The organism is Pseudomonas shiyinii, from assembly GCF_056725765.1.
On sequence record NZ_CM161522.1, the window covers coordinates 2,171,348 to 2,196,548 of the forward strand.

Below are 25,201 nucleotides of genomic sequence, written 5' to 3' on the forward strand. Positions count from 1 at the left end.
TCACTTGAGCAGCACTCGCCGCTTGGTCAGCTCACCGTCGTCGCCACCCGGCCAGTGCAGTTCCACCAGTACCTCTGTATGAGTGCCGTCGAGCGACGGGCGGACCTGGAGCATGGCGAAGTTTTTCGAGCCGGCCATGGCGTACCAGCGCTCGCAGACAATGTCGTTGATCCCGGGCATGCTACCGCCTGCACTGATCGCCAGCTTCAGCACGCCTGGCGCTGGCATCCGGGAAATGGCGCTGGAGGTGACCTGGAACACCTTGGCGGTCGGGTAGCGCTTGTGCAGCAGGCGGAACACCGCGGCGCAATGCACGTCGCCACTGAGAAACACCACCGGTTTGCCACTGCCGCCCAGGGTCGCGAACACCTGGTCGAGCAGGTGCTTACGCTCGGCCTGGTTGGTCTTGTGGTCCCATTCATCCATGCAGTCGTCCTTGAACGAGCCGATGTCGGCGTAGTTGGTCACGGCATTGCGCCAATGCATGACTGGTACCGGCGACACCACGAACACCGCATCGGCAGCCTCGACCGCCGGGCTTTTCAGCCAGCTTGCGAAGCGCTTCATCTGCGCGCTGCCCAGCAGTTTGTACGGGTCGTCTGCCTCGACGTCGTGATGGCCGCGCATGTCCAGTACGTAGAAGGCCGAGCGGCCCTGCTCGAAGGCGTAGTCCCACTGGCAGGCGTCGGGGTCGTTCAGGTCGATCGGCGTTGGTGGGTTGTGGCTGTGCTGGTATTCGTAGTACACCCGGCAGGCGGCACGCCACATCAGGTCGACGAGCATCTGGTTGGTCGCGGTGTTGTTGCTGCTCTCGAACAGCAGGGCGATGCGCTTGCGCCGCTCGGCATTGGTCAACGAGCCCCAGCCGTCCATGATCTCGTGGTCGTCCCAGATCATGTACTGAGGCAGGCGCTCGTAGATTTCCCGCTGGCTGGGCACATTCCAGTAGACCCGGTAGAACCAGCGGTAGAGATTGCACAGGTAGCGCTCGATGCCGGGCTTGTCGTAGCCCTTGCCTTGCTTGTAGGCCTGCAGCAGTTCCTCCTTGTTGTCCTTTAGCCATTCCCAGATATCCAGGAAGCCGTTCTTCTTGTTGGTGTCCACGTACACCTGGTCGCCACCGCCGATGACGAAGGTGGCGCGCTGATCGGCCAGTTGCTGGTGCATCAGGGGCCAGGCTCCGGCGCTGCCGTCGGCGCTGATCGGATCGTGGCAGCTGTAGAAACCGAAGGTGAGGGTAGTAGGTGCCTGCGGCGGGGTGACGAAGAAGCGCGGGCGGTCGCCGCCGATCTCGGTGCGCCGGCCCACCTTGGCCGGGTCGCGTTCGTCGCTGATCAAAGCGTAGTAGTAGGTGGTGCCGGGTTTCAGCCCGTCGACATCGAACACCCCGGTCACGTCCGTCTCGAAGCCCAGCGTCTGGGCCTTGAGGTACACGGTCTTGATGCCCTGGCCCTTGAGGTACTGGGGCACGGGCAGGTCGCCCAGGCGAACCAGGTCGCCACGCAGTGGCTGGGCGCTCACCGCCAGGTACCAGGTCCCGGGGCGATACAGGCGTACCCACAGGCGAGTGCTGGTCGGTGTAGTGGCGCCGATCAGGGCGGCGCTGGAGAGTTTGGAATACTTGCTTTCGTTGGAGGTGGGGTCAAGCAGTGGCATGGGGCTCGTCCTGAGTGCGGATCACGGTCTACCGGCCATTAAAGACCGGGTTTTGCCGTTTCGCTTGCCCAGGGTGCCCCATGCCAGGGGCAGGGGGCCTCAGCGCGCCTTGTCGCGCAGGGCGACGAAGCTGCGGCGCATGTCGCTGGCCCAGCCGTCGAGCACGGGCTTGACGTCCTCGAGGGTGAGCTTCTGGGTGTCGTTTTCCAGTTCCGTGCCGCTCCCTTTGCGCACCACCTGGGCCAGTACCTGCTGGCTGGCTCCGTCCAGGAAGGCCGCTTCCACGGCGACCTTCACGTCCTGGTCGCGGCCTCCGGCAGCGGTGTTGACCGCCGCCACCACCAGGGCGATGGGGATCACCTCATAGGGCTTGAGGCCTTCGGTGCTGGTGGACACCGCCGTGATCGCCGGGCGTACCACGATGGTATTGGGCCCCGGAGCCTTGGTCAGGGTCAGCACGCTGCCCATCTCCCGGCGCATCGCTTCGTTGAAATAACGGGTGATCTGGCCCAGGGTCTGGGCCGAGATCACCTCGGTCGGTTGCGGCTTGGGGTAGAACTGGCTGGGTTCGATGAAGACGTGGGTGTACTGGCTGGCCTTGACGTTCGGGTCGATCCAGCGCATCACCGGCACGCCGGAGGCACTTTCCGCTGGCTGCAGGCGACTGTAGTCCTTGAGGAAACCGGAATAGTCGCTGGGGTCGACGCGGTTGCTGGAGCAGGCGGCCAGCGCCAGCAGGGCGGCGCACAATAGGGTGACGCGGGGCAGTGCTTTCATGGGTTCGGCATCCTTGAGAGAGCGGCCAGAACAACGCTAGCAGGACATTGCGAGTTGGCCAGTGGCCATGTAGTTGAATAGCCATTCCTTGAACTGGCGAGCCGTTCGCCCCCATCTGCGAACGGGCCGTCGACATCAGCCCAACACCTCCCGCAGCCGATACCACAGCATCCCCAGGGCCAGCAGTGGCGAGCGCAGGGCCTTGCCGCCGGGGAAGGTCAGGTGCGGCACGGCGCTGAACACATCCAGGCCCTGGCTGTGGCCCACGGCGATGGACTCGGCCAGCAATCGTGCGGTCCAGTGGGTGACGTTCAGGCCATGGCCGGAGTAGCCCTGGGCGTAGTAGACATTGGGGTGCTGGCTCAGCCGGCCGACCTGGGGAAAGCGGTTGGCGGTGATGCCGATCATCCCACCCCACTGGTAGTCGATGCGTACATCGCCCAGCTGCGGGAACACTTTGAGCACCTTGGGCCGCATGTAGGCGGCGATGTCCTTCGGATCTCGCCCGGAATAGTGGCAGGCGCCGCCGAACAGCAGACGGCGGTCGGCGGTCAGGCGGTAGTAGTCAAGACCCACTTTCTGGTCGCACAGGGCCATGTTCTGCGGGATCAGCGCACGCGCCACGCGTTCGGGCAACGGCTCGGTGGCCACCACGTAGCTGCCGGCGGGCAGCACCTTGCCGCTCAGGCGCGGCTCCAGCTCATCCAAGTGAGCATTGCAGCCCAGCACCAGGCGCTGGGCCCGGACCTTGCCGCGGGCACAGTGCAGGGTCACGGTAGGGCCATGTTCGATGCGCTGCACCGGGCTCTGCTCGAAGATCCGTACCCCCAGCTGCGCGGCGGCGCGGGCCTCGCCCTGGACCAGGTCCAACGGGTGCAGGTGGCCCGAGCCCATGTCCACCAGGCCGCCGGCGTACTGGTCGCTGGCGACCACCTCGTGGATTCGCTCCGGGCCCACCAGGCGGGTCTCGTGGCGGTAGCCGAGCGCGGCCAGGTCGTCCTGTTCGTTCTTGAAGGCGGCGAACTGCGCCGAGGTGTTGGCCAGTTCGCAGAAGCCCCAGCGCAGGTCGCATTCGATGCCATAGCGGGCGATGCGCTCGGCGACCAGCTCGACCGAGTCGATGCCGGCCTGCTTGAGGTAGCGCACGCCGTCCTGGCCGACGTAGCGGGCAAAGCCGCTGACGTCGTGGCCGATTCCGCGGATCAGTTGCCCGCCGTTGCGCCCGCTGGCGCCCCAGCCGATGCGCCGGGCCTCCAGCAGGATCACCGAGAGCCCGCGCTCGGCCAGTTCAAGGGCGGTGTTGACGCCCGTCAGGCCGCCACCGACCACGCAGACATCGGCGCAAAGCTCGCCCTCGAGCGCGGGGTAGGGCGCGCTGTGGCGCGCCGTGGCGGCGTAGTAGGACGCGGTGTGTTGGGTAGTGTGCATGACGGGCTCGGCTCAACGGTTGGACTTGATATCGCTCCAGGAGCGGGTCATCAGGCGCATGATCTTCGGGCTCTGGGTGGTGGACACATAGAGCTTGTCCAGCACCGCCTGGGGCGGGTAGACCTCGGGGTTGTTCACCAGCGCAGTGTCCATGTGCGCCTGGGCGTCGGGGTTGGCATTGGCGTAGCCTACGCTGGCACTGACCTTGGCGATCACCTGCGGGTCGAGCAGGTAGTTGATGAAGGCCAGGGCCTGTTCCGGGTTGGCCGCGTCCTTGGGGATCGCCAGCAGGTCGAACCACAGGTTGCTGCCTTCCTTGGGAATGCTGTAGGCGATCTTCACGCCATTGCCGGCCTCTTCGGCGCGCTGGGCGGCCTGGAACACATCGCCGGAGTAACCGAAGGCCACGCAGATGTTGCCGTTGGCCAGGTCCGAAACGTACTTGGACGAATGGAAGTAGGTCACGTAGGGGCGTACCGCCATCAGCTTGGCCTTGGCCTTGGCGTAGTCGCCTGGGGTTTCGCTGCGCGGGTCCAGGCCCATGTAGTTGAGCACGGCGGGGAACAGCTCATCGGGCGAGTCCATGAAGGCGACGCCGCACTGCTTGAGCTTTTCGAGGTTCTGCGGCTCGAACAGGACCGCCCAGGAATCGACATGGTCGATGCCCAGTGCCGCCTTGACCTTGTCGACGTTGTAGCCGATGCCGTTGGTGCCCCACAGGTAGGGCACAGCGTACTGGTTGCCGGGGTCGTTCTGCTCCAGTTGCTTGAGCAACGTCGGGTCCAGGTGCTTCCAGTTCGGCAGCTTGGCGCGGTCGAGCGGCATGAAGGCGCCGGCCTTGGCCTGGCGGGCGAGGAAATGGTTGGAGGGCACCACCACGTCGTAGCCGGTGCGCCCGGCGAGCAGCTTGCCCTCCAGGGTTTCGTTGGAGTCGAATACGTCGTACACCACCTTGATGCCGGTGCTGGCCTGGAAGTCGGCCAGGGTGGTGCTGCCGATGTAGTCGGTCCAGTTGTAGACCTTGACCTCGGGCTGGGCCTGGGCGGCCGCGCCGAACAGCAGGGTGAGCGCGGCGGGAATCAGGGTTTGCAGATGACGCATGTCGACACCTCGTTTGGCTTTGTTGTTTACGGTGTTGTTTCGGAGCTGGCGGGCGAAGGCCCCGTGGGAGCGGGTTCTCTGGCGAATAGGCCGTATATCGACCCATGCGCTCCCACAGGCGCCCCGAGGCTCAGACGCTCAGCAGCAGGAATTCACGCTCCCACGAGCTGATCACGCGCTTGAAGTTCTCGTGCTCGGCGCGCTTGACCGCCACGTAGCCCTGGACGAACTGCCGGCCCAGGTACTGGTGCAGGATCTGGCAGTCTTCCATGTGCTGCAGCGCATCCTCGATGGTGATCGGCAGGCGCAGGTTGCGCCGCTCATAGGCGCGGCCCTGCACCGGCGCGCTCGGCTCGATCCGCTCGACCATGCCCAGGTAGCCGCACAACAGGCTTGCGGCGATCGCCAGGTACGGGTTGGCGTCGGCGCCGGGCAGGCGGTTCTCCACGCGCATGGCCTCGGGGCTGGAGGTCGGCACGCGCAAGCCGGCGGTGCGGTTTTCCTCGCCCCACTCGACGTTCACCGGTGCCGAGGTGTCCGGCAGGAAGCGGCGGAACGAGTTGACGTTCGGTGCGAACATCGGCAGCACCTTGGGGATGTACTTCTGCAGGCCGCCGATGTGGTACAGGAACAGCTCGCTCTTGCTGCCGTCGTCGTTGGCGAAGATCGGCTTGCCGGTGGCAATGTCGACCACGCTCTGGTGCAGGTGCATGGCGCTGCCCGGTTCGTCGGTAATCGGCTTGGCCATGAAGGTGGCCGTGACGTTGTGCTTGAGCGCCGCCTCGCGCAGGGTGCGCTTGAACACGGTGATCTGGTCGGCCAGGTCCAGGGCGTCACCGTGGCGGAAGTTGATCTCCATCTGCGCCGGGCCGTCTTCGTGGATCAACGTGTCCAAGTCCAGGCCCTGGAGTTCGCACCAGTCGTAGACGTCTTCGAACAGCGGGTCGAATTCGTTGGCCGCATCGATGGAGAACGACTGCCGGCCGCTCTCGGCACGGCCCGAGCGCCCCAGCGGCACCTGCAGGGGCAGGTCCGGGTCTTCGCAGCGCTGGGTCAGGTAGAACTCCATTTCCGGGGCCACGATCGGCTGCCAGCCTTTGTCGGCATACAGCTTGAGCACCTTCTTGAGCACGTTGCGCGGCGACAGCTCGATCGGGTTGCCATGCTTGTCGAAGGTGTCGTGGATGACGATGGCGGTGGGCTCGATCGCCCAGGGAATCTGGTACACCGCCGCAGGGTCGGGGCGGCAGACCATATCGATGTCGGCGGCATCGAGCAGGTCGTAGTAGATGTCGTCATCGACGTAGTCGCCGGTGACCGTCTGCAGCAGCACGCTTTCCGGCAGGCGCATGCCGCGCTCATGGAGGAACTTGGCGGTAGGGGCGATCTTGCCACGGGCAATGCCGGTCAGGTCGCTGATCACGCATTCGACTTCGGTGATCCGGTGTTCTTTCAGCCAGGCGGACAGCTGATCGAAGGGGGCGTTCATACAGACCTCTTGGTTGGGTTTTGTGGGCGAGTCCGCGTTGGAATCTTCCCAGGCGACGCGCTGAGGTCTATCTTGGTCGCAGCCCCCAGGGGCAATCTATCCACTTTCTTCGCGAACAAATGCACCAAAAGAGTGCGTAAGGGGCGAGCGCGTGACAACGGCCAATGCCTTGCAGGTCCAGGCTTTCCATACTCATGACGTGACCGAACAGGTGCGCGCCACCCCGGGGTGGCAGCAGCAATATCGGCAGATGTCCCCTGGGCACTTCAACGGCCAGCTGCGTTGTTTGGGGCTCGATGGGGTGGAAGTTTACGAAGAGTGCCTGAACACGCGGGTCGAGCAGTTCTTCCGCGCGCCGAGCGGGTCGTTGGCGTTCTGCTTCGACCGCAGCGACAACAGCCTCTACCTGCTCAACGAAGACAGCCGCAATATCTGGATCACCCCGGAGAACTACCAGGAAGTGGCGGTGGTCTTCGACCAGGCGTTCATGGTGCGCCATGGGTTGAACCTGGAGCGGCTGGACGGGTTGTTCATGGTGCCCCTCGGCAGTGGGCAGAACGCCTTGTTCGGCAGCTGGCTGAGCGCGACCCTCACGCGGCTGGGCGATGCCGATTACCCGCTGGAGGGCAAGGCGCTGGCCGAGCAACTGTTGGAAGACTGCCTGTTCATCCTCGACAACGCCTGCCAGCGCCTGCAGGGCGATGCGCTGGGGCGGCGTGACGAAGCGCGGGCGATCATGCGCCGGGTCAGCGAATGGGCGGCCGATTGCCCAGAAGAAACCCTCAACTTGATGGAGCTGGCCGATGTGGCCGGGGTGTCGTTGCGTCAGTTGCAGCAGGCGTTCAAGGCGTTCACCGACATGCCGCCGGGGCAGTGGCTGCGGTTGCGCAGGCTCAACGGGGCCAGGCGTGACCTGCTGCGCCATGGCGCCGGGGACGTGACCGTGGCCGAGGTGGCGATGCGCTGGTCGTTCTGGCACCTGGGGCGGTTTTCCGAAAGCTATCGGGAGCTGTTCAAGGAGTTGCCGAGCGAGACCCTCAAGCGTTCGCCATAGCCGCTCCGCTGCCTATGAGATCGAGCGCCGCGCGGGCGGCGCTCGATTCCACAGGCGCCAAAACTACCCCGGCGAATATATGCCAGAATCAGTTGCGATCCAGCCACACGGTCTGCACGTTGCAGAACTCTCGTACACCGAAATGCGACAGCTCCCGCCCGAAGCCGCTCTTTTTCACACCGCCAAAGGCCACACGGGGGTCGGAGGCGCAGTAGCCGTTGATGAACACGCCACCGGTATCCAGCGCCGCGGTCATGCGCTCGGCCAAAGCCAGGTCGGCGGTGTAGAGGGTCGAGGCCAGGCCGAACTCGCTGTCGTTGGCCAGTTCGACGGCATGGTCTGCATCCCGAGCGGTGATGATCGCCGCCACCGGGCCGAACAGTTCCTGTTTGAAGGCGGTCATGTGCGGGGTAACGTCGCCGAACACGGTGGGCTCGTAGTAGTTGCCCACGCCTTCGGCCTTCTTGCCGCCCAACAGCAGGGTCGCGCCTTCGGCCAGGGTTGCCTGGACCTGGCCGTCGAGTTCGTCGCGCAGGTCGAAACGGGCCATCGGGCCGATGTAGGTGTCGTCGTCCAGCGGGTTGCCGATCTTGAGCTGGCGGGTGGCTTCGACGAACTTTTGCGTGAACGCTTCGACGATGCCTTGCTCGACGATCATGCGCTTGGCGGCCGCGCAGACCTGGCCGGTGTTTTGGTAGCGACCGATGACCGCTGCCTTGACTGCAGCGTCGAGGTCAGCGTCAGCCAGGACGATGAACGGGTCGGAACCGCCCAGTTCGAGTACACACTTTTTCAGCGCGGCACCGGCCTGGGCGCCGATGGCCATGCCGGCCCGCACGCTGCCGGTGAGGGTGACCGCGGCGATGCGCGGGTCATTGATGGCGCGGGTGACCCCCTCCGGGGTGACGTTGATCACCTCGAACACGCCTTCTGGTAGGCCGGCTTGCTTGAACAGCTCCAGTAGCAGGTAGGCGCTGCCCATCACGTTCGGTGCGTGCTTGAGCACATAGGTGTTGCCGGCCAGCAGCGCCGGTACGGCGCCTCGCAGCACCTGCCAGACCGGGAAGTTCCACGGCATCACGGCGAGGATCGGGCCCATCGGGCGGTACTCGATGCGGGCCTTTTCGATCTGGGTCGGCTCCGGCGCGAGCATGGCCGGGCCGTGTTCGGCGTACCACTGGCACAAGCCTACGCACTTGCTGACTTCACCACGGGCCTGGGTGATCGGCTTGCCGATCTCGCGGCTGATCATCTGCGCGAAGGTTTCGTGCCGGGCCTGCAGGGCAGAGGCCAGGGCGAGCAGGTATTCGCTGCGCTGACCCGGCGACACCTGGCGCCAGTGGCCGAAGCCTGCCTTGGCGCGTTGCAGCGCCGCTTCCAGTGCGGCGTCGGTATCGAAGGGGTAGTGGCCGATCCGCTCGCCACTGTGTGGGTCGATGGAAATGGCGTGGGTCAGGCTGCTGATCTCGCTCATGGCGGGGCTCCTCATTGTTGTGTCCAGCGAGCGCCCAGACTAGTGGCGTGCAACGTTAATGAAAACTGAATAATAATGAGCGAAACATTCACGAATGGAGAAGTCTGTGGACCTGGTGCAACTGGAAATCTTCAAGGCCGTCGCCGAGCACGGCAGCATCAGCGCCGCTGCCCAGCAGATCCACCGGGTGCCCTCGAACCTCACCACGCGGATCAAGCAATTGGAGGAAGACCTGGGCGTCGACCTGTTCATCCGCGAGAAAAGCCGCCTGCGCCTGTCACCGGCCGGGTGGAACTTCCTCGAGTACACCCGGCGCATCCTCGACCTTGTGCACGAGGCGCGCCTGACCGTGGCGGGAGAGGACCCCCAGGGCACCTTCGCCCTGGGCTCGCTGGAAAGTACCGCGGCGGTGCGCATTCCCGGGCTGCTGGCGGCCTACAACCAGCGCTACCCCAAGGTCGACCTGGACCTGTCCACCGGGCCGTCGGGGACCATGCTCGAAGGCGTATTGTCCGGGCGCTTGGTGGCGGCATTCGTCGATGGCCCGGTGTTGCACCCCACCCTGGAGGGCATGCCGGTTTTCCAGGAGGAAATGGTCATCATCGCACCGCTCAACCATGCCCCGGTGCGCCGTGCCCGCGATGTGAACGGCGAGAGCATCTATGCCTTTCGCGCCAACTGCTCCTACCGCCACCATTTCGAGAACTGGTTCGTCCAGGACCAGGCGGTGCCGGGCAAGATCCATGAAATGGAGTCCTACCACGGCATGCTGGCCTGCGTGAGCGCCGGTGCCGGCCTTGCCTTGATGCCACGCAGCATGCTCGACAGCATGCCCGGTTGCAGCACGGTGAGCGTTTGGCCGCTGTCGGAGGATTTTCGCTACCTCAGGACTTGGCTGGTCTGGCGCCGGGGTACGGTGTCGCGCAGCCTGAGCACGTTCATCAAGCTGCTCGAGGAACGCCGCGCGGCCTGACGGGCGGCCCTGTCTGGCTCGAACGCCACTGCTGGCACGGCGTCGAACATTGTGTAGACCATCCCTCGAGGGAGGAATGCACCATGCGCAACCATCATTTCGGCTTGTGCGCGGCGCTGCTGGTGGCCCTGGTCATGCCTTGGACCTTGGCCGCCGCGGCCGACCTGAACGCACCGATCGATCCGCAAGGCGTGCACCTGCAGCCGCAGGAACAGAACGGCGTGCGCTACCTGCAGGGTGGTATCGGCCAGGACGAAGCCAATGCCCTGCGTCGCACCCCGGGCTATGACCTGCACGTTACCCTGTCGATCGGCCCGGAAGGCAAGTTCCAGAGCGGCGCCGCCGTGGACATCCAGAATGCCCAGGGCCAGCCGGTGCTGGCATTGCAGGATGTCGGCCCATTGCTGTTCGTGCAGTTGCCGCCAGGGCAGTACCGCGTGACCGGTACCGCCGATGGCGAAACCGTGCAGCAGCAAGTGACAGTGGACGGCAAGGCGCCGGCCAATGTGAACCTGCACTGGCGTTAGGGCTCGCCCGAAAAAGAGTGGAGTACACATGTACTCCATGGGTTCAGCAGCCAAGGCTCGGTCCGGCGTCACACGGCGCCACGGATCGGGCCTATATTTTTTGAACGATCCTGAATCCTCGCCCTTCTGATACTTCAGAGCGTGCCTGCCGGAGCATGGCCATGAACCTGGACGTCCAGTTGCAATCCCTGCATGACCGTGGATACGTACTGATTCCGGGCGTACTCGACCCGCTGCGCATTGCCTTGCTGCGTTGCGCCATCGACGACCTGCAACCGCTGCACTGGGACTACCAGGGCCTGCTCGAACATTACAAGTGCGTATTCAACCGCGACCCGTTGTGGCTGTCGTTTCTCGACCTGCCACCACTGATCGAGCTAGCTGAAGCGGTGCTGGGCGCCGATTGCCATGTGATCGGCCAGACAGCCTGGCGCAGCCATCCGGGGTACCCCGGCATGGGGCTGCACCTGGACTATCTGCCGATGGAAATGCCTGACTGGATACGTGCCCGTGAGGACTTCAGCCAACCGGCGCAAATCCTTACCGCCCAGGTGTACCTGTGCAATATCGACGATGCCGTGGGGCCGACCTGGATCGTGCCCGGCAGCCACCGGGCCGGCCGCCCGCCCCGTGATGGCGAGGATAGTTGGCTGGGGCAGGGGGCACGGGCGGTGTTGTGCCAGGCGGGTGACGCACTGGTCTTTCGCAGCGATGTCTGGCATAGCGGCGGGGCCAACAGCAGTGGCGGGCGAGACCGCGACATGCTCCAGGTGCACTATGGCCGGCGCATGGTCGCGCAGAAGTTTTCGCCTTACTTGACGTGGCGGTTCAATCCCGAAGTCGTGGAAGAAGCGACACCGCGGCAACGACGGTTATTGGGAGAACACCAGGAATCGGTCTATGACTGAAAATGCATTGCTGACAAAACTGCAACAGTCTGTTGTCGACCTTAGTGGCAAATGAGTTTCAACTTTTGGTTTAACTGGTCGATAATCGAAAAAGTATTACGCCTTGTTACTTGGTTGGATGCACCAGGTTCGACAAGCAAGAACGAGGGGCACGAGCCCCCGACTGGCAACAAGCCGGCAGGCAATGCACCGGCTTGTCCGTGAAGACCATCAGGAGATGTCATTGATGAAAACCCGTCTCGCCGCTTCGCTGGCCGCCGCCATCCTGGCCTTGGCCGGCGCCAACATGGCCCAGGCCGCACAAGTGTCCGGCGCCGTTGGTGCCACCGGCCAAGGCGACATGACCTACCGCATCGGCCTTTCCTTCGACTGGGACAAGAAGTGGTTCGAAAGCAACACGGGCCACCTGACCGGCTATTGGGATGCGGCCTACACGTACTGGGAAGGCGGTGAAGCCAGTGGTGCTCACTCGCTGTCGTTCAGCCCGGTGTTCGTCTATGAATTCAGCGGCTTCACCTATACCCCCTTCATCGAGGCGGGTATCGGCCTTGCCGCGTTCTCCAAGACCGATGTCGGCGACCAGCGCCTGGGCTCTTCGGTCAACTTCGAAGACCGCATCGGCTTTGGTCTCAAGTTGCCGCAAGAGCAGAAGATCGGTATTCGCGCGATGCACTATTCCAATGCCGGCCTGAAGCAACCCAACGACGGTATCGAATCCTACTCGCTGTACTACAGCAAAGGCTTCTGATCGCCAATACGGTCCAGGCTCCGCTTGCCTCGTGGGAGATTACCCAGCCCTTCGGGCTGCGCTGTCACACAGAGAACAAGCGGCCAATGCAGCCCCTGTGGGAGCGGCGGTGCGGCGGTCCGACTTGCCCCGCGATCAAGGGCGAAGCCCTTGCCAGGCGACGGTGATATCGGGCCCGGCCCAATCGCGGGACAAGCCCGCTCCCACAGGGTGCCGCAAATCAAATGGTCATGCGTTGTTCTATGAGAGCGGGCTTGCTCCGCGCTTGGCCCCCAGGCCTCACCGCACCGCCTTGATCGCCAGCACGTTGCACAGCGGGTGTTCCACCACATGGGCCGTGGTCCCGCCGAGGAAGGTACGCATCGCATCGTGCCGGTGGCTGCCCATGACGATCACGTCCGCCCGGCTGTGGCTGACGAACTGGGCGATTTCCCGTATGGCCGGCCCTTCGAGAAAATGCCTGCGTTCCAGGTCGATCTGGTGATGGTCGCCCAGGCGGTTGAAGGCTGCCCGCTGGGCGGTGCGCACGCTGCCATCGAAGCCTGGCATGGTCACGGTACCGGCACCGAAGTCGGCAATATGCGTCTTGGCCGCATCGCAGACGTGCAGCAGGTGCAGTTCGGCGTTGCACTGCAAGGCCAGGGCGTGGGCGCAGCGGATGACTTGTTCGTCCAGGTGCTCGGCACCTTCGTGGCAGTTCAGATCTACCGCAGCGGCGATCTGCCGGGGCAGCGGCAGGCGGATATCGCTGACCAGGTGCACGGCGATGGGGCTGTCCTTGAGCAGTTGCCAGTCCAGGGGCGTCACCAGCAGGCGCTTGAGCACCGGCTCGTGCTGCACATCCTTGACCAGCAGGTCGCAGCCCAAGCGTTCGACCTGTTCCAGCACGCTGCCCAACGGGTCGCGGGTGAGCAGCAGCTCGGTGGACACATCCAGCCCGGCATTGCGTAGTTGCTCGGCCTCGTCGGCCAACCATTGGCGGTTGTGTTCGAGCAGGCGCTCACGTTCGCGACTGTCGCTCATCAGACCGAAGGTGTCGACATCGTCGACGAACACGTTGATATCCAGCAGTGCACCGCTGGACTCGGCCAGCGCCGCCGCCCGCTGCAGGGCAGGGGTGTGGCGCATCTGCGGTCCGAGCATGACGAACAATCGCTTGAACTGGCTCATCTCATACCTCCACGTGCGGCAGCCCCCATTCCTGCCAGCGCTGGTTGTCCGGGCCAAATGGCCGAATCCCTCATTCAGTCTAGACCCTACCGGCCGACCAGCCGACGTGCCGGACCTGGGGTATGATGCGAGCCCTTTCTCCACATCGAGGCCCGATCCATGTCCCTGAGCGTTGAACAGATTGGCGAATTCCGCGCCTTCGCCGAGCAGCTGGCCGATGTCGCCGCCGCGGCGATCCAGCCGTATTTCCGTGCAAGCCTGGACGTCGAGGACAAGGGCGGGCGCTTGTACGACCCGGTGACCGTGGCCGACAAGGCCGCCGAAGACGCCATGCGCGGGCAGATCCTGGCCCGTTACCCGGAGCATGGCATTCTCGGCGAGGAACACGGCGCGGCCGTCGGCAGCAGCCCGCTGACCTGGGTCCTGGACCCGATCGATGGCACCCGCGCCTTCATCACCGGCCTGCCGCTGTGGGGCACGCTGATCGCCCTGAATGACGGCACCCGCCCGGTCGTGGGGGTGATGAACCAGCCCTTCACCGGCGAACGTTTCGTCGGCACCCCCGCCGGCGCCTGGCGCAGCGGTACGCCGCTCAAGACCCGGGCCTGCGCTGACCTGGCTGCGGCCACACTGATGTGCACCACCCCTGACATGTTCGACACGCCCGAGCGCAAGACAGCCTTCGAAGCCGTGGCGCAGAAGGCGCGGCTGATGCGCTACGGTGGCGACTGCTATGCGTACTGCATGCTGGCCTCGGGCTTCGTCGATGTGATCGTCGAGGCCAGCCTGCAGCCGTACGATGTGCAGGCGCTGATGCCGATCATCGAAGGCGCCGGCGGGGTGATCACTGCCTGGGATGGCAGCTCGGCGCAAAATGGCGGCTGCGTCGTGGCGTGTGGCGACCCGACGCTGCACGCGCAGGTGGTGGAGATGTTGCGTCACGCCATGTAGCAGTCCCGAGTTTTGCCCACCATCGCACTTTTTTGCATTTACGGGCTCTATCCATGGCCAGGCTGGGCCGATGTCCGCCCCAGCCGTTGACCCCAGACCCCGGTGCCGATGGTTGTATCACTGCTGAAACCTTCCTTGCGCCTGCTCTTGGCAGGCGCCACGCTCGCCCTGTGCGCCTGTACCCAGGAGCAGGGCCGCGACATCATCACCCAGTTCGGTGACGGCAAGCCCAGCGAGCTGTTCCAGACCAGCGTCGATCGCATGGCGACCCTGTCCATGCGTGACAACCTGCAGAGCTTGTATCTGCTGATGAACAAGCTCTACCAGCGCAACCCCAGCCAATGGAAACTGTCCGGCTACCTCGACGCCGCCACCGCCGAGCGGCAGATTCGTCTGGCCATCGAGCAGCGTCAGCCCTTGCCGCAATTGGGCAACCGTCGCGACCTTGCGGCCCTGAGCTACGCCTTGAGCCCGGAGTTTCGCGGCGACCGGGTCGGGGCGTTCATCTACGCCATCGGCAGCATGGTGATCACCGCCCATGGCGGGCGCACCGAGTTCTACATGACCGACACCATCGACCCGCTGTTCGTCAACAACGCTGCGCGCAACATCGAGAAGGCCACCTGGATGCTCAGCCAGCGCCAGGATGCCAACGGGGTATTGCTGCTGTTCTCCAACGAGATCTCCGAAGAAGGCAGCAACCTGAGCTTCGCCGTGGAGTTCGGCAAGATCGTGGCGCGGCTGGACCTGCTGGCCCAGATGCTCGACGAACGCTACCGGCGCATCGGCCTGAACTACGCCCAGAGCCTGTTGCTGATGAACTTCCTGCCGGTGCAGTAGCACCTTTGGACAATCGACGGTGATATCGGGCCCGGCCTGATCACTGGGCAAGCCGCTCCTCAGTGCCCCGTTCTGCAGATGGCGCGGCCGTCCGATCATCGAACAGGTCTGATCGTCGATCGTTCGCTGTTCGCACAGCCTTTGCTTTGGTCCCATTGCCTGCTCGCCGGCTTTTTGCTTAGCCTGTGCCGGGCACCGCCGGTGGTCGCCTGCCCGCATCCTTGTACCACCGGCTCGATAGACTGACCGTGAGCGACCGTGGCCACGGGCCTTGAGTGCCCGTAGGGCGCGGCGACCAGAACAATAACGAAGCCGAGTGCCTTGCCTATGGAAAGCCGCTTGTTGAGCGAGCGCAGCAGCGTGTTCCACCACGCCGACCCCTATGCCGTGTCCGACTACGTCAACCGGCATGTGGGCCAGCATTGCATCGGTTTGTCCCGCACCACCCACCCCCAGGCCAGCCTGAGCCATCGCAAGTTCGCCGAGCTGGACCTGTGCCGTATCAGCTACGGCGGCAGCGTGCGGGTCACTTCACCGGCGCTGGAAACCATCTACCACCTGCAGATCCTGCTCAATGGCCATTGCCTGTGGCGTGGGCACCAGCGCGAACACTACCTGGTGCCAGGGGAGTTGTTGCTGATCAACCCCGACGACCCGGTGGACCTCACCTATTCCCAGGACTGCGAGAAATTCATCCTCAAGGTGCCCACGCGCCTGCTCGAGTCGATCTGCGACGAACAGCGCTGGCAACGGCCCAGCGGCGGTGTGCGTTTCTTGCGCAACCACTACCGGCTCGAAGAACTGGATGGTTTCGTCAACCTGCTGGCCATGGTCTGCCACGAAGCCGAGGTGAGCGATGCGTTGCCGCGGGTGCAGGGGCACTACAGCCAGATCGTCGCCAGCAAGCTGTTGACGCTGATGCACACCAACGTCCTGCGTGAAGCCCTCGGCTCGCCAGGGGCGGGCCTGGAACGGATCCTCGAGCATATCGACCGCAACCTGAAGCTGGAGCTCTCGGTCGAAGGCCTGGCCGAGCAGGCCTGCATGAGCGTGCGCTCGCTCTATGCACTGTTCGACCGGCACCTGGGCATCACACCCAGGCAGTACATTCGCCAGCGCAAGCTCGAACAGGTGCACGCCTGCCTGAGCGATGCCAGTTGCCCGGTGCGCAATGTCACCGAGCTGGCCCTGGACTACGGCTTCCTGCACCTGGGCCGATTCTCGGACAGCTACCGGCAACAGTTCGGTGAGCTGCCCTCCGAGACGCTCAAGCGCCGCGCGTAGCGTTCTTTCGTGGGCGCGGCCCTGCGAACGTGAACCTGCACAATTCGGATAGCACTCTGCACGATCCGGATATTGCCCCTGCCGACCCCGCCCTAACCTGACATGGCCTGAACAATAACAAATGGAGACCCTGGCCATGTCCCTGGGATTCGACTACCTCAATGCCATGCTCGAGGACGATCGGGAAAAAGGTGTCTACCGCTGCAAGCGGGAGATGTTCACCGACCCGCGCCTGTTCGACCTGGAGATGAAACACATCTTCGAGGGCAACTGGATCTACCTGGCCCATGAAAGCCAGATCCCCGAGAAGAACGACTTCCTGACCCTGAACATGGGGCGTCAGCCGATCTTCGTCGCGCGCAACAAGGACGGGGAACTCAACGCCTTCCTCAATGCCTGCAGCCACCGTGGCGCGATGCTCTGCCGCCACAAGCGCGGCAACCGTGCCAGCTACACCTGCCCGTTCCATGGCTGGACCTTCAACAACAGCGGCAAGCTGCTCAAGGTCAAGGACCCGGCCAATGCCGGCTACCCCGACAGCTTCAACTGCGATGGCTCCCATGACCTGACCAAGGTGGCACGCTTCGAGTCCTACCGGGGCTTCCTGTTCGGCAGCCTGAATGCCGACGTCAAGCCGCTGGTCGAGCACCTGGGCGAGTCGGCGAAGATCATCGACATGATCGTCGACCAGTCGCCCGAGGGCCTGGAGGTGCTGCGCGGCGCCAGTTCCTATATCTACGAAGGCAACTGGAAGCTCACCGCCGAGAACGGTGCAGACGGCTACCACGTCAGCTCCGTGCACTGGAACTACGCCGCCACCCAGAACCAGCGCAAACAGCGCGAGGCCGGCGACGAGATCAAGACCATGAGCGCCGGCGCCTGGGCCAAGCAGGGCGGGGGCTTCTATTCCTTCGACCATGGCCACCTGTTGCTCTGGACCCGCTGGGCCAACCCCGAGGACCGCCCGGCCTACGAGCGGCGCGACCAGCTGGCGGCCGATTTCGGCCAGGCCCGCGCCGACTGGATGATCGAGAACTCGCGCAACCTGTGCCTGTATCCCAACGTCTACCTGATGGATCAGTTCAGCTCGCAGATCCGTGTCGCCCGGCCGATCTCGGTGAACAAGACCGAAATCACCATCTATTGCATCGCACCCAAGGGCGAGAGCGCCGAGGCGCGGGCCAAGCGTATCCGCCAGTACGAGGACTTCTTCAACGTCAGCGGCATGGCCACCCCGGACGACCTTGAGGAGTTTCGCTCCTGCCAGACCGGCTACGGCGCAGGCAGCGGTTGGAACGACATGTCCCGTGGCGCTGCGCACTGGGTCGAGGGCGCCGACGATGCGGCGCGGCAGATCGAGCTCCGGCCACTGCTCTCGGGCGTGCGCACCGAGGACGAAGGCCTGTTCGTGCTGCAGCACAAGTACTGGCAGCAGACCCTGCTCCAGGCTCTGGAACAGGAACAGCGGTTGATTCCCGTGGAGGCCGTGCAATGAGTATCCATGACACCGTGCGGGACTTTCTCTACCGCGAAGCGCGTTACCTGGACGATGCCCAGTGGGACCAATGGCTGGAGCTGTACGCCGCCGATGCGACCTTCTGGATGCCGTCCTGGGACGATGACGACACCCTCACCGAAGACCCCCAGCGCGAGATCTCGCTGATCTGGTACGGCAACCGCGGTGGCCTGGAGGACCGGGTGTTCCGCATCAAGACCGAGCGCTCCAGCGCCACGGTGCCGGATACCCGCACCTCCCACAACATCAGCAACATCGAGATCGTCGAGCACGGCGAAGGGCAATGCCAGGTGCGCTTCAACTGGCACACCTTGAGCTTTCGCTACAAGACCACCGACAGCTACTTCGGCACCAGCTTCTACACCCTCGACCTGCGCGGCGAACAGCCGCTGATCCTGGCCAAGAAGGTGGTGCTCAAGAACGACTACGTGCGTCAGGTCATCGACATCTACCACATCTGATCCGAGGTCACGCGAGCCGCTCGGTGTGCCAACGGGTGCACCGTGGCCAGGCTCGCCCGCGAGGTGCAACATGAGCTTCCAGATCGCACTTAATTTCGAAGACGGAGTCACCCGCTTCATCGAGGCCAGCGGCCATGAAACCGTGGCCGACGCCGCCTACCGCCAGGGCATCAACATTCCGCTGGACTGCCGCGATGGCGCCTGTGGTACCTGCAAGTGCAAGGCCGAGTCCGGGCGTTACGACCTGGGCGACAACTTCATCGAAGACGCCCTGAGCGAAGACGAAATTGCCGAGGGCTTCGTGCTCACCTGCCAGATGCGCGCCGAGAGCGATTGCGTGGTACGTATCCCGGCCTCGTCGCAACTGTGCAAGACCGAACAGGCCAGTTTCGAAGCGGCCATCAGCGAGGTGCGCCAGCTGTCGGCCAGCACCATTGCCTTGTCGATCAAGGGGGAGGCACTGAGCCGCCTGGCGTTCCTGCCGGGGCAGTACGTCAACCTCAAGGTGCCGGGCAGCGACCAGAGCCGGGCCTACTCCTTCAGCTCGCTGCAGAAGGACGGCGAGGTCAGCTTCCTGATCCGCAACGTGCCAGGCGGCCTGATGAGCCGCTTCCTCACCAGCCTGGCCAAGGCCGGCGACAGCATGACCCTGGCAGGGCCCCTGGGCAGTTTCTACCTGCGCCCGATCCAGCGCCCTTTGCTGCTGCTGGCCGGCGGCACGGGCCTGGCACCGTTCACGGCGATGCTGGAAAAAATCGCCGAGCAGGGCAGCGAGCACCCTCTGCATTTGATCTACGGGGTGACCAACGACTTCGACCTGGTCGAACTCGACCGCCTCCAGGCCCTGGCCGCGCAGATTCCCAACTTCAGCTTCAGCGCCTGCGTGGCCAACCCCGACAGCCAATACCCGCACAAGGGCTATGTGACCCAGCACATCGAGCCACGCCACCTCAACGATGGCGATGTGGACGTTTATCTGTGCGGCCCGCCACCGATGGTCGAGGCGGTCAGCCAGTACATCCGCGAACAGGGCATCACCCCGGCGAACTTCTATTACGAGAAGTTCGCGGCGGCGGCCTGATTCTTTTTATTGCCTGCCCCGCCTCCTGTGGGGGCGGGGCAGCGGAGGTTTGCATATGAACAACAGATTCCAAGGCAAGGTCGCCCTGGTCACCGGCGCTGCCCAGGGCATCGGCCGGGGCGTGTGCTGGCGGCTCAAGGCTGAAGGCGCACAGGTGGTGGCGGTGGACCGCTCAGAGCTGGTCCATGAACTGGCCGGGGAGGGCGTGCTGACCCTCACCGGCGATCTTGAGCTGCACACCGACTGCGCCCGGGTCATGGCCACCGCCGTGGACACCTTCGGCCGCCTGGACATCCTGGTCAACAATGTCGGCGGCACCCTCTGGGCCAAGCCCTTCGAGCACTACGAAGTCGCGCAGATCGAGGCCGAAGTGCGCCGTTCGCTGTTCCCGACCCTGTGGTGTTGCCATGCCGCGCTGCCCTACATGCTCGAGCAGGGCCGCGGGGCCATCGTCAACGTCTCGTCCATCGCCACTCGCGGCGTCAACCGTGTGCCCTATGGCGCGGCCAAAGGCGGGGTGAATGCGCTGACCGCTTGCCTGGCCTTCGAAACCGCCGGGCGTGGGATTCGCGTCAACGCCACCGCGCCTGGTGGCACCGAGGCACCGCCCCGACGCATCCCGCGCAATAGCAGCGAACAGAGTGAGCTGGAGAAAGGCTGGTACCAGCAGATCGTCGACCAGACCGTCTCCAGCAGCCTGATGAAACGCTACGGGACCATCGACGAGCAGGTCGGCGCGATCCTTTTCCTGGCCAGCGACGAGGCCTCCTACATCACTGGCGTCACACTGCCGGTCGGTGGCGGCGACCTCGGCTGAGGCTGCCCAGGCATGACCCTTTCCAATGACCTGACTGGAGACCTGGCATGACAACCCCAACCATCGACCGGCTGGACGCCCTCATCGTCGACCTGCCGACCATTCGCCCGCACAAGCTGGCGATGCATACCCTGCAGCAGCAAACCCTGGTGATCCTGCGCCTGCGCTGCAGCGACGGTGTCGAGGGCATCGGCGAAGCCACCACCATCGGTGGCCTGGCCTATGGCTATGAAAGCCCCGAGGGCATCAAGGCCAACATCGACGCGCACCTGGCCCCGGCCCTGGTCGGGATGGCGGCGGACAACATCAATGCCGCCATGCTCACGCTCGACAAGCTGGCCAAGGGCAATACCTTCGCCAAGTCCGGCATCGAAAGCGCGTTGCTCGATGCCCAGGGCAAGCGCCTCGGCCTGCCGGTCAGTGAGTTGCTCGGCGGGCGGGTACGCGACAGCCTCGAAGTGGCCTGGACCTTGGCCAGCGGCGACACCGCCCGCGACATCGCCGAGGCCGAGCACATGCTCGAGGTTCGTCGCCACCGGATGTTCAAGCTCAAGATCGGCGCCAACCCACTGGCGCAGGACCTCAAGCATGTGCTGGCGATCAAGCGCGAACTGGGCGAGCGGGCCAGCGTGCGGGTCGACGTCAACCAGTACTGGGACGAATCCCAGGCCATCCGGGCCTGCCAGGTGCTGGGCGACAACGGCATCGACCTGGTCGAGCAACCCATCTCGCGGATCAACCGCGCCGGCCAGGTGCGCCTGAACCAGCGTAGCCCGGCGCCGATCATGGCCGACGAGTCCATCGAAAGCGTCGAGGACGCCTTCAGCCTGGCAGCCGACGGCGCCGCCAGTATTTTCGCTCTGAAAATCGCCAAGAACGGCGGGCCTCGTGCTGTGCTGCGCACCGCGCAGATCGCCGAAGCCGCCGGTATCGCCCTGTACGGCGGGACCATGCTCGAAGGGTCGGTCGGCACCCTGGCCTCGGCCCATGCCTTCCTGACCTTGCGCCAATTGACCTGGGGTACCGAGCTGTTCGGCCCGCTGCTGCTGACCGAGGAAATCGTCACCGAGCCACCCCGTTACCACGACTTCCAGCTGCACGTGCCGCGTACGCCCGGGCTGGGCCTGACCCTGGACGAGACGCGCCTGGCGCGCTTCGCCCGCCGCTGAACCTGACTGCCTCTGAAGGAGAGCCCCATGCTGTTCCACGTGAAGATGACGGTGAAACTGCCCCTGGACATGGACCCGGCCAAGGCCGCGCAACTGAAGGCCGACGAGAAGGAGTTGGCCCAGCGCCTGCAGCACGAGGGCACCTGGCGCCACCTGTGGCGCATCGCCGGGCAGTACGCCAACTACAGCGTGTTCGACGTGCCCAGCGTCGAGGCCTTGCACGACATCCTGATGCAACTGCCGCTGTTCCCCTACATGGACATCGAGGTGCACGGCCTGTGCCGCCACCCCTCATCGATCCATGCCGACGACCGCTGATTCGAACCCTTGCACAAGAACAAGACGAGGTACGCCACCATGACCGTGAAGATCTCCCACACCGCCGATGTCCAGGCATTCTTCGAACAGGCCTCAGGCTTCGGTAACGACGAGGGCAACCCGCGCCTCAAGCGCGTCGTGCAGCGGGTCCTGCAGGATACCGCCAGGCTGATCGAGGACCTCGAGATCAGCGAGGACGAGTTCTGGCATGCCGTCGACTACCTGAACCGCCTGGGCGGTCGCGGCGAGGCCGGGCTGCTGGTGGCAGGGCTGGGCCTGGAGCACTTCCTCGACCTGCTGCAGGACGCCAAGGACGCCCAGGCCGGCCTCACCGGCGGCACCCCGCGCACCATCGAAGGCCCGCTGTACGTTGCCGGTGCACCGCTGGCCAAGGGCGAAACACGCATGGACGACGGCAGCGAGGACGGCGTCGCCACGGTGATGTTCCTCGAAGGGCAGGTGCTCGATCCCCAGGGCCGCCCCTTGGCCGGTGCTACGGTCGACCTGTGGCATGCCAATACCCGAGGCACCTATTCGTTCTTCGACCAGAGCCAGTCGGCCTACAACCTGCGTCGACGCATCGTTACCGACGCTGAAGGTCGCTACCGCGCCCGCACCATCGTGCCGTCGGGCTATGGCTGCGACCCGCAGGGACCCACCCAGGAGTGCCTTGACCTGCTCGGCCGCCACGGCCAGCGCCCGGCCCATGTGCACTTCTTCATCTCGGCGCCGGGGCACCGACACCTGACCACCCAGATCAACCTCGCCGGCGACCGCTACCTGTGGGATGACTTCGCCTATGCCACCCGTGATGGCCTGGTGGGCGAGATCACCTTCCGTGAGGACGGCGCGCGGGGTGTTCAGGGGCGCTACGCGGAACTTGCATTCGATTTCCAACTGCAGAAGGCCACAGACAAGGAGGCCGAGCAGCGCAGCGGGCGACCACGGGCCTTGCAGCAAGCCTGACCGTCGGGTAAACCCGCTCCCAGCGCCATGGCTGTGCTTTGCAGGATGCCGGAAAGCCTGTGGCAGCGGGTTTGCCGGCGATAGGGTTTGCACTGCCCGCCAGGATGCAGGTAGCTTCCTGAAAACGACTTTTCATGGATTTCTACCTTGGACTCACTGACCCAAGCCGTCCTCGGCGCCGCGCTGCAAGGCGCGGTGCTGGGGCGCATCCAGGGCCGCCGCTCACTGCTGTATGGCGCAGCCCTCGGCACGCTTCCAGACCTGGACGTGGTCATCCGCTACGCCGACCCGGTGTCGCAGATGACCTTCCACCGGGGTTTTTCCCATTCGATCTTCGTTCTTACCGGCCTGGCCCTGCTGCTGGCCTGGCTGGTGAGCGCAATCGCCCGAAGGCGCTGGCCAGAGAAGGGCTACCGCTGGCCCAGGCTGTTCCTGGCGTTCTGGCTGGCCCTGGTGACCCACCCGATCCTCGATGCCTTCACGGTCTATGGCACCCAGTTGTTCTGGCCGTTGCACCTGACCCCGGAAAGCTGGGCGGCGGTGTTCATCATCGACCCGGTGTACACGGTGCCGCTGCTCGGCGCCGTGCTGTACGCGGCATTCAAGGGTATGCAGGGCAGGGCGATCCCGCTGTTGACCTTGGCGCTGGTGTTCAGCACCGCCTACCTGGGCTTTGGCCTGGCCGGGCGCATGGCGGCCGAGCAGCGCTTCCAGTTCGCACTGGACCAGCAAGGCATCGCCGTCACCGAGGTGCGCGCTGTGCCGATCGCCTTCAACAGCCTGGTATGGCGCGTGCTGGCCAAGACCCCCGATGGGCATTACTACGAAGGCGTCAGCAGCCTGTTCGACCGCGAGCCCCCGGAGATGCAGCGCCAGTCGTTGAACCTGGAGGCGGCCAAGGTGCTCGACGGCGTGCCGCTGCACGAACGCCTGCGCTGGTTCACCGATGGCTGGCTGCGCTATGACGTGGTGGGCGATGCCCTGGTGGTGACCGACCTGCGCATGGGCATACCGGGCAACTACACCTTCCGCTTCACCATGGCCCGCCGTGACGACACAGGCCATTGGACCGCCGGCACTCCCACGCTGTGGCTGGGCGATGACATGGGATCGATGTTCAATGCCCAGGACCTGATGCTGATCTGGCGACGCATCGTCGAGCAGCAACCGCCGCTGCCGCTGGCGGCCTGGACCCAGAAGTACCTGGGGCCGGCGCAGGCGGCCGAAGTCGGGCGCTGATGGGCGCCCGTGCCAATACGACCCAGGCTCCGCTTGGCCGATGCAGCACCCTGTGGGAGCGGCGGTGCCGCAAATCAAATGGTCATGCGTTGTTCTATGAGCGCAGGCTGTCGCCAGCTTCCACCGAGATTGCGCCGTTCTCAAGATCAGGCGCGTGGCAACCGCCCGGTGACGAAATGCGCCACATCGTTGAAGCCTGGTGTCGAGGCATGCCCCGGGGTCACCAGCGAATCGATGAAGGCTTCGTCCTCGGCGCTGATCTTCACATCCAGCGCACCGGCATAGGTGTCCCACTGGGCCTCGGTACGCGGGCCGACGATCGCCGAGCTGACCAGGCGGTTGTTCAGCACCCAGGCGATGGCGAATTCGACGATGCCCACGCCCTTGGCGTCGGTATAGGCGTGGATCTTCTGGGCGATGGCCAGCGATTCCTGGCGCCATTCGACCTCCATGATACGCTTGTCCTGGCGCCCGGCGCGGCTGCCGGCATCGGGTGTGGAGCCTGGCGCATACTTGCCGCTGAGCACACCACGGGCCAGCGGGCTGAACGGCACCACGCCCAGGCCGTGGTAGGCCGCAGCGGTCAATTGTTCGGGCTCGGCCTGGCGATTGACGATGTTGTACAGCGGCTGGCTGACCACAGGCTTGGCCACACCCAGGCGTTCGGCCAGGTTGCAGATCTCGGCGATGCGCCAGCCACGGAAATTGGACACCCCCCAGTAGCGGATCTTGCCCTGCTGCAGCAGGTCGCCGATCGCGCGCACGGTCTCTTCCAGCGGCACGTTGTGGTCTTCGCGGTGCAGGTAGTAGATGTCCAGGTAGTCCAGGCCCATGCGCGTCAGCGAGGCGTCGAGGGCATTGAACAGGTGCTTGCGCGACAGCCCGCTGCGATTGGGCACGCCGTCCACCGGGCCATAGCCGGCCTTGGAAGCGACGATCCAGTCCTGGCGATGGCGCGCCACGGCTTCACCGACGATCTCTTCGGAACGGCCACCGTTGTAGACATCGGCGGTGTCGATGAAGTTGATGCCCTGGTCCCAAGCCTTGTCGATGATGCGCAGCGAGTCCTCGGTGCTGGTCTGCTCGCCGAACATCATGCTGCCCAGGGTGAGCGCAGAGACCTGGAGGCCGCTATGGCCGAGGGGACGGTAGATCATTGCTGAAGGCCTTTTGTCTGGGAATGTTGGGCTGTTTTACACATATCCCCCGGGCATTGAAAGGCTTTGGCTGGCAACGATAAGGCGCTCTCGCGAG

The 25,201-nt window shown here is 64.7% G+C and carries 24 protein-coding genes; 16 read left to right on the top strand and 8 right to left on the bottom strand.

Translation table 11 applies throughout. The features are described from left to right. From ACXHGZ_RS09855 to ACXHGZ_RS09875, 5 genes are all read right to left on the bottom strand, one after another. Window positions 1-1,656, bottom strand: a complete 1,656-nt coding sequence (locus ACXHGZ_RS09855) for an alkaline phosphatase D family protein (RefSeq protein WP_480463627.1) — start codon at window positions 1,654-1,656, stop codon at window positions 1-3. Between the two features lie 99 nt (window positions 1,657-1,755). Continuing rightward, window positions 1,756-2,433, bottom strand: a complete 678-nt coding sequence (locus ACXHGZ_RS09860) for a DUF3313 domain-containing protein (RefSeq protein WP_480463628.1) — start codon at window positions 2,431-2,433, stop codon at window positions 1,756-1,758. Between the two features lie 135 nt (window positions 2,434-2,568). Then, on the bottom strand, window positions 2,569-3,861 hold the full coding sequence (locus ACXHGZ_RS09865; protein WP_480463629.1) for an NAD(P)/FAD-dependent oxidoreductase: 1,293 nt from the start codon (window positions 3,859-3,861) through the stop codon (window positions 2,569-2,571). Window positions 3,862-3,873: 12 nt separating this feature from the next. Continuing rightward, window positions 3,874-4,962 (bottom strand): polyamine ABC transporter substrate-binding protein, encoded by a 1,089-nt coding sequence (locus tag ACXHGZ_RS09870; protein ID WP_480463631.1) that lies wholly within the window; start codon window positions 4,960-4,962, stop codon window positions 3,874-3,876. A 130-nt stretch (window positions 4,963-5,092) separates the two neighbouring features. Continuing rightward, window positions 5,093-6,451, bottom strand: coding sequence for a glutamine synthetase family protein (locus ACXHGZ_RS09875; RefSeq protein ID WP_084858925.1), 1,359 nt, complete (start codon window positions 6,449-6,451; stop codon window positions 5,093-5,095). Between the two features lie 151 nt (window positions 6,452-6,602). On the opposite strand from ACXHGZ_RS09875, the gene ACXHGZ_RS09880 reads away from it, so the two are divergent. After that, window positions 6,603-7,505: a helix-turn-helix domain-containing protein gene (locus ACXHGZ_RS09880; RefSeq protein WP_465002207.1), complete on the top strand. Its 903-nt coding sequence runs from the start codon at window positions 6,603-6,605 to the stop codon at window positions 7,503-7,505. An 88-nt stretch (window positions 7,506-7,593) separates the two neighbouring features. On the opposite strand, the gene ACXHGZ_RS09885 is transcribed toward ACXHGZ_RS09880, so the two are convergent. Further along, the gene (locus ACXHGZ_RS09885; RefSeq protein ID WP_480463632.1) at window positions 7,594-8,979 is read right to left on the bottom strand and encodes an aldehyde dehydrogenase family protein; all 1,386 of its coding nucleotides are present in this window, start codon (window positions 8,977-8,979) and stop codon (window positions 7,594-7,596) included. 106 nt (window positions 8,980-9,085) lie between these two features. Here ACXHGZ_RS09885 and ptrR point away from each other — a divergent pair, with 106 nt between their 5' ends. From ptrR to ACXHGZ_RS09905, 4 genes are all read left to right on the top strand, one after another. After that, on the top strand, window positions 9,086-9,952 hold the full coding sequence (ptrR, locus tag ACXHGZ_RS09890) for a putrescine utilization regulator PtrR (protein ID WP_480464025.1): 867 nt from the start codon (window positions 9,086-9,088) through the stop codon (window positions 9,950-9,952). An 83-nt stretch (window positions 9,953-10,035) separates the two neighbouring features. Beyond that, the gene (locus tag ACXHGZ_RS09895) at window positions 10,036-10,479 is read left to right on the top strand and encodes a hypothetical protein (protein ID WP_084858921.1); all 444 of its coding nucleotides are present in this window, start codon (window positions 10,036-10,038) and stop codon (window positions 10,477-10,479) included. A gap of 161 nt (window positions 10,480-10,640) precedes the next feature. Continuing rightward, complete coding sequence (locus ACXHGZ_RS09900) at window positions 10,641-11,387, top strand: phytanoyl-CoA dioxygenase family protein (protein ID WP_480463633.1); 747 nt, start codon at window positions 10,641-10,643, stop codon at window positions 11,385-11,387. Window positions 11,388-11,673: 286 nt separating this feature from the next. After that, complete coding sequence (locus ACXHGZ_RS09905; protein ID WP_411969637.1) at window positions 11,674-12,135, top strand: acyloxyacyl hydrolase; 462 nt, start codon at window positions 11,674-11,676, stop codon at window positions 12,133-12,135. A gap of 279 nt (window positions 12,136-12,414) precedes the next feature. On the opposite strand, the gene ACXHGZ_RS09910 is transcribed toward ACXHGZ_RS09905, so the two are convergent. Then, complete coding sequence (locus ACXHGZ_RS09910) at window positions 12,415-13,305, bottom strand: universal stress protein (RefSeq protein WP_368828978.1); 891 nt, start codon at window positions 13,303-13,305, stop codon at window positions 12,415-12,417. Between the two features lie 159 nt (window positions 13,306-13,464). Between ACXHGZ_RS09910 and hisN the strand changes: the two genes are divergently transcribed. The 11 genes from hisN to ACXHGZ_RS09965 all read left to right on the top strand — a co-directional run bounded on the left by hisN (window position 13,465) and on the right by ACXHGZ_RS09965 (window position 23,947). After that, window positions 13,465-14,256, top strand: coding sequence for a histidinol-phosphatase (hisN, locus tag ACXHGZ_RS09915; protein ID WP_480463635.1), 792 nt, complete (start codon window positions 13,465-13,467; stop codon window positions 14,254-14,256). A 108-nt stretch (window positions 14,257-14,364) separates the two neighbouring features. Then, window positions 14,365-15,096: a hypothetical protein gene (locus ACXHGZ_RS09920; protein ID WP_480463636.1), complete on the top strand. Its 732-nt coding sequence runs from the start codon at window positions 14,365-14,367 to the stop codon at window positions 15,094-15,096. 327 nt (window positions 15,097-15,423) lie between these two features. Then, on the top strand, window positions 15,424-16,380 hold the full coding sequence (locus ACXHGZ_RS09925; protein ID WP_480463637.1) for an AraC family transcriptional regulator: 957 nt from the start codon (window positions 15,424-15,426) through the stop codon (window positions 16,378-16,380). Window positions 16,381-16,516: 136 nt separating this feature from the next. Further along, window positions 16,517-17,875: a benzoate 1,2-dioxygenase large subunit gene (gene benA / locus ACXHGZ_RS09930; RefSeq protein WP_480463639.1), complete on the top strand. Its 1,359-nt coding sequence runs from the start codon at window positions 16,517-16,519 to the stop codon at window positions 17,873-17,875. Then, the gene (benB, locus tag ACXHGZ_RS09935) at window positions 17,872-18,357 is read left to right on the top strand and encodes a benzoate 1,2-dioxygenase small subunit (RefSeq protein ID WP_084857908.1); all 486 of its coding nucleotides are present in this window, start codon (window positions 17,872-17,874) and stop codon (window positions 18,355-18,357) included. Before benA ends, benB begins: the two co-directional genes overlap by 4 nt. A gap of 70 nt (window positions 18,358-18,427) precedes the next feature. Next, complete coding sequence (benC, locus tag ACXHGZ_RS09940; RefSeq protein ID WP_480463640.1) at window positions 18,428-19,438, top strand: benzoate 1,2-dioxygenase electron transfer component BenC; 1,011 nt, start codon at window positions 18,428-18,430, stop codon at window positions 19,436-19,438. A 55-nt stretch (window positions 19,439-19,493) separates the two neighbouring features. Beyond that, a complete protein-coding gene (locus ACXHGZ_RS09945) occupies window positions 19,494-20,255 on the top strand; it encodes a 1,6-dihydroxycyclohexa-2,4-diene-1-carboxylate dehydrogenase (RefSeq protein WP_480463642.1) in 762 nt (253 codons plus the stop codon). A gap of 47 nt (window positions 20,256-20,302) precedes the next feature. Then, on the top strand, window positions 20,303-21,424 hold the full coding sequence (locus tag ACXHGZ_RS09950) for a muconate cycloisomerase family protein (protein ID WP_480463643.1): 1,122 nt from the start codon (window positions 20,303-20,305) through the stop codon (window positions 21,422-21,424). A 27-nt stretch (window positions 21,425-21,451) separates the two neighbouring features. Further along, complete coding sequence (gene catC / locus ACXHGZ_RS09955; RefSeq protein WP_480463644.1) at window positions 21,452-21,742, top strand: muconolactone Delta-isomerase; 291 nt, start codon at window positions 21,452-21,454, stop codon at window positions 21,740-21,742. Between the two features lie 39 nt (window positions 21,743-21,781). Next, on the top strand, window positions 21,782-22,708 hold the full coding sequence (gene catA, locus ACXHGZ_RS09960) for a catechol 1,2-dioxygenase (protein ID WP_480463645.1): 927 nt from the start codon (window positions 21,782-21,784) through the stop codon (window positions 22,706-22,708). Window positions 22,709-22,855: 147 nt separating this feature from the next. Continuing rightward, window positions 22,856-23,947, top strand: a complete 1,092-nt coding sequence (locus tag ACXHGZ_RS09965) for a metal-dependent hydrolase (RefSeq protein WP_480463647.1) — start codon at window positions 22,856-22,858, stop codon at window positions 23,945-23,947. Between the two features lie 146 nt (window positions 23,948-24,093). Here the strand turns inward: ACXHGZ_RS09965 and ACXHGZ_RS09970 are convergent, their stop codons facing one another. Next, window positions 24,094-25,104, bottom strand: a complete 1,011-nt coding sequence (locus ACXHGZ_RS09970; protein ID WP_084857901.1) for an aldo/keto reductase — start codon at window positions 25,102-25,104, stop codon at window positions 24,094-24,096. Between the last annotated feature and the right edge of the window lie 97 nt (window positions 25,105-25,201).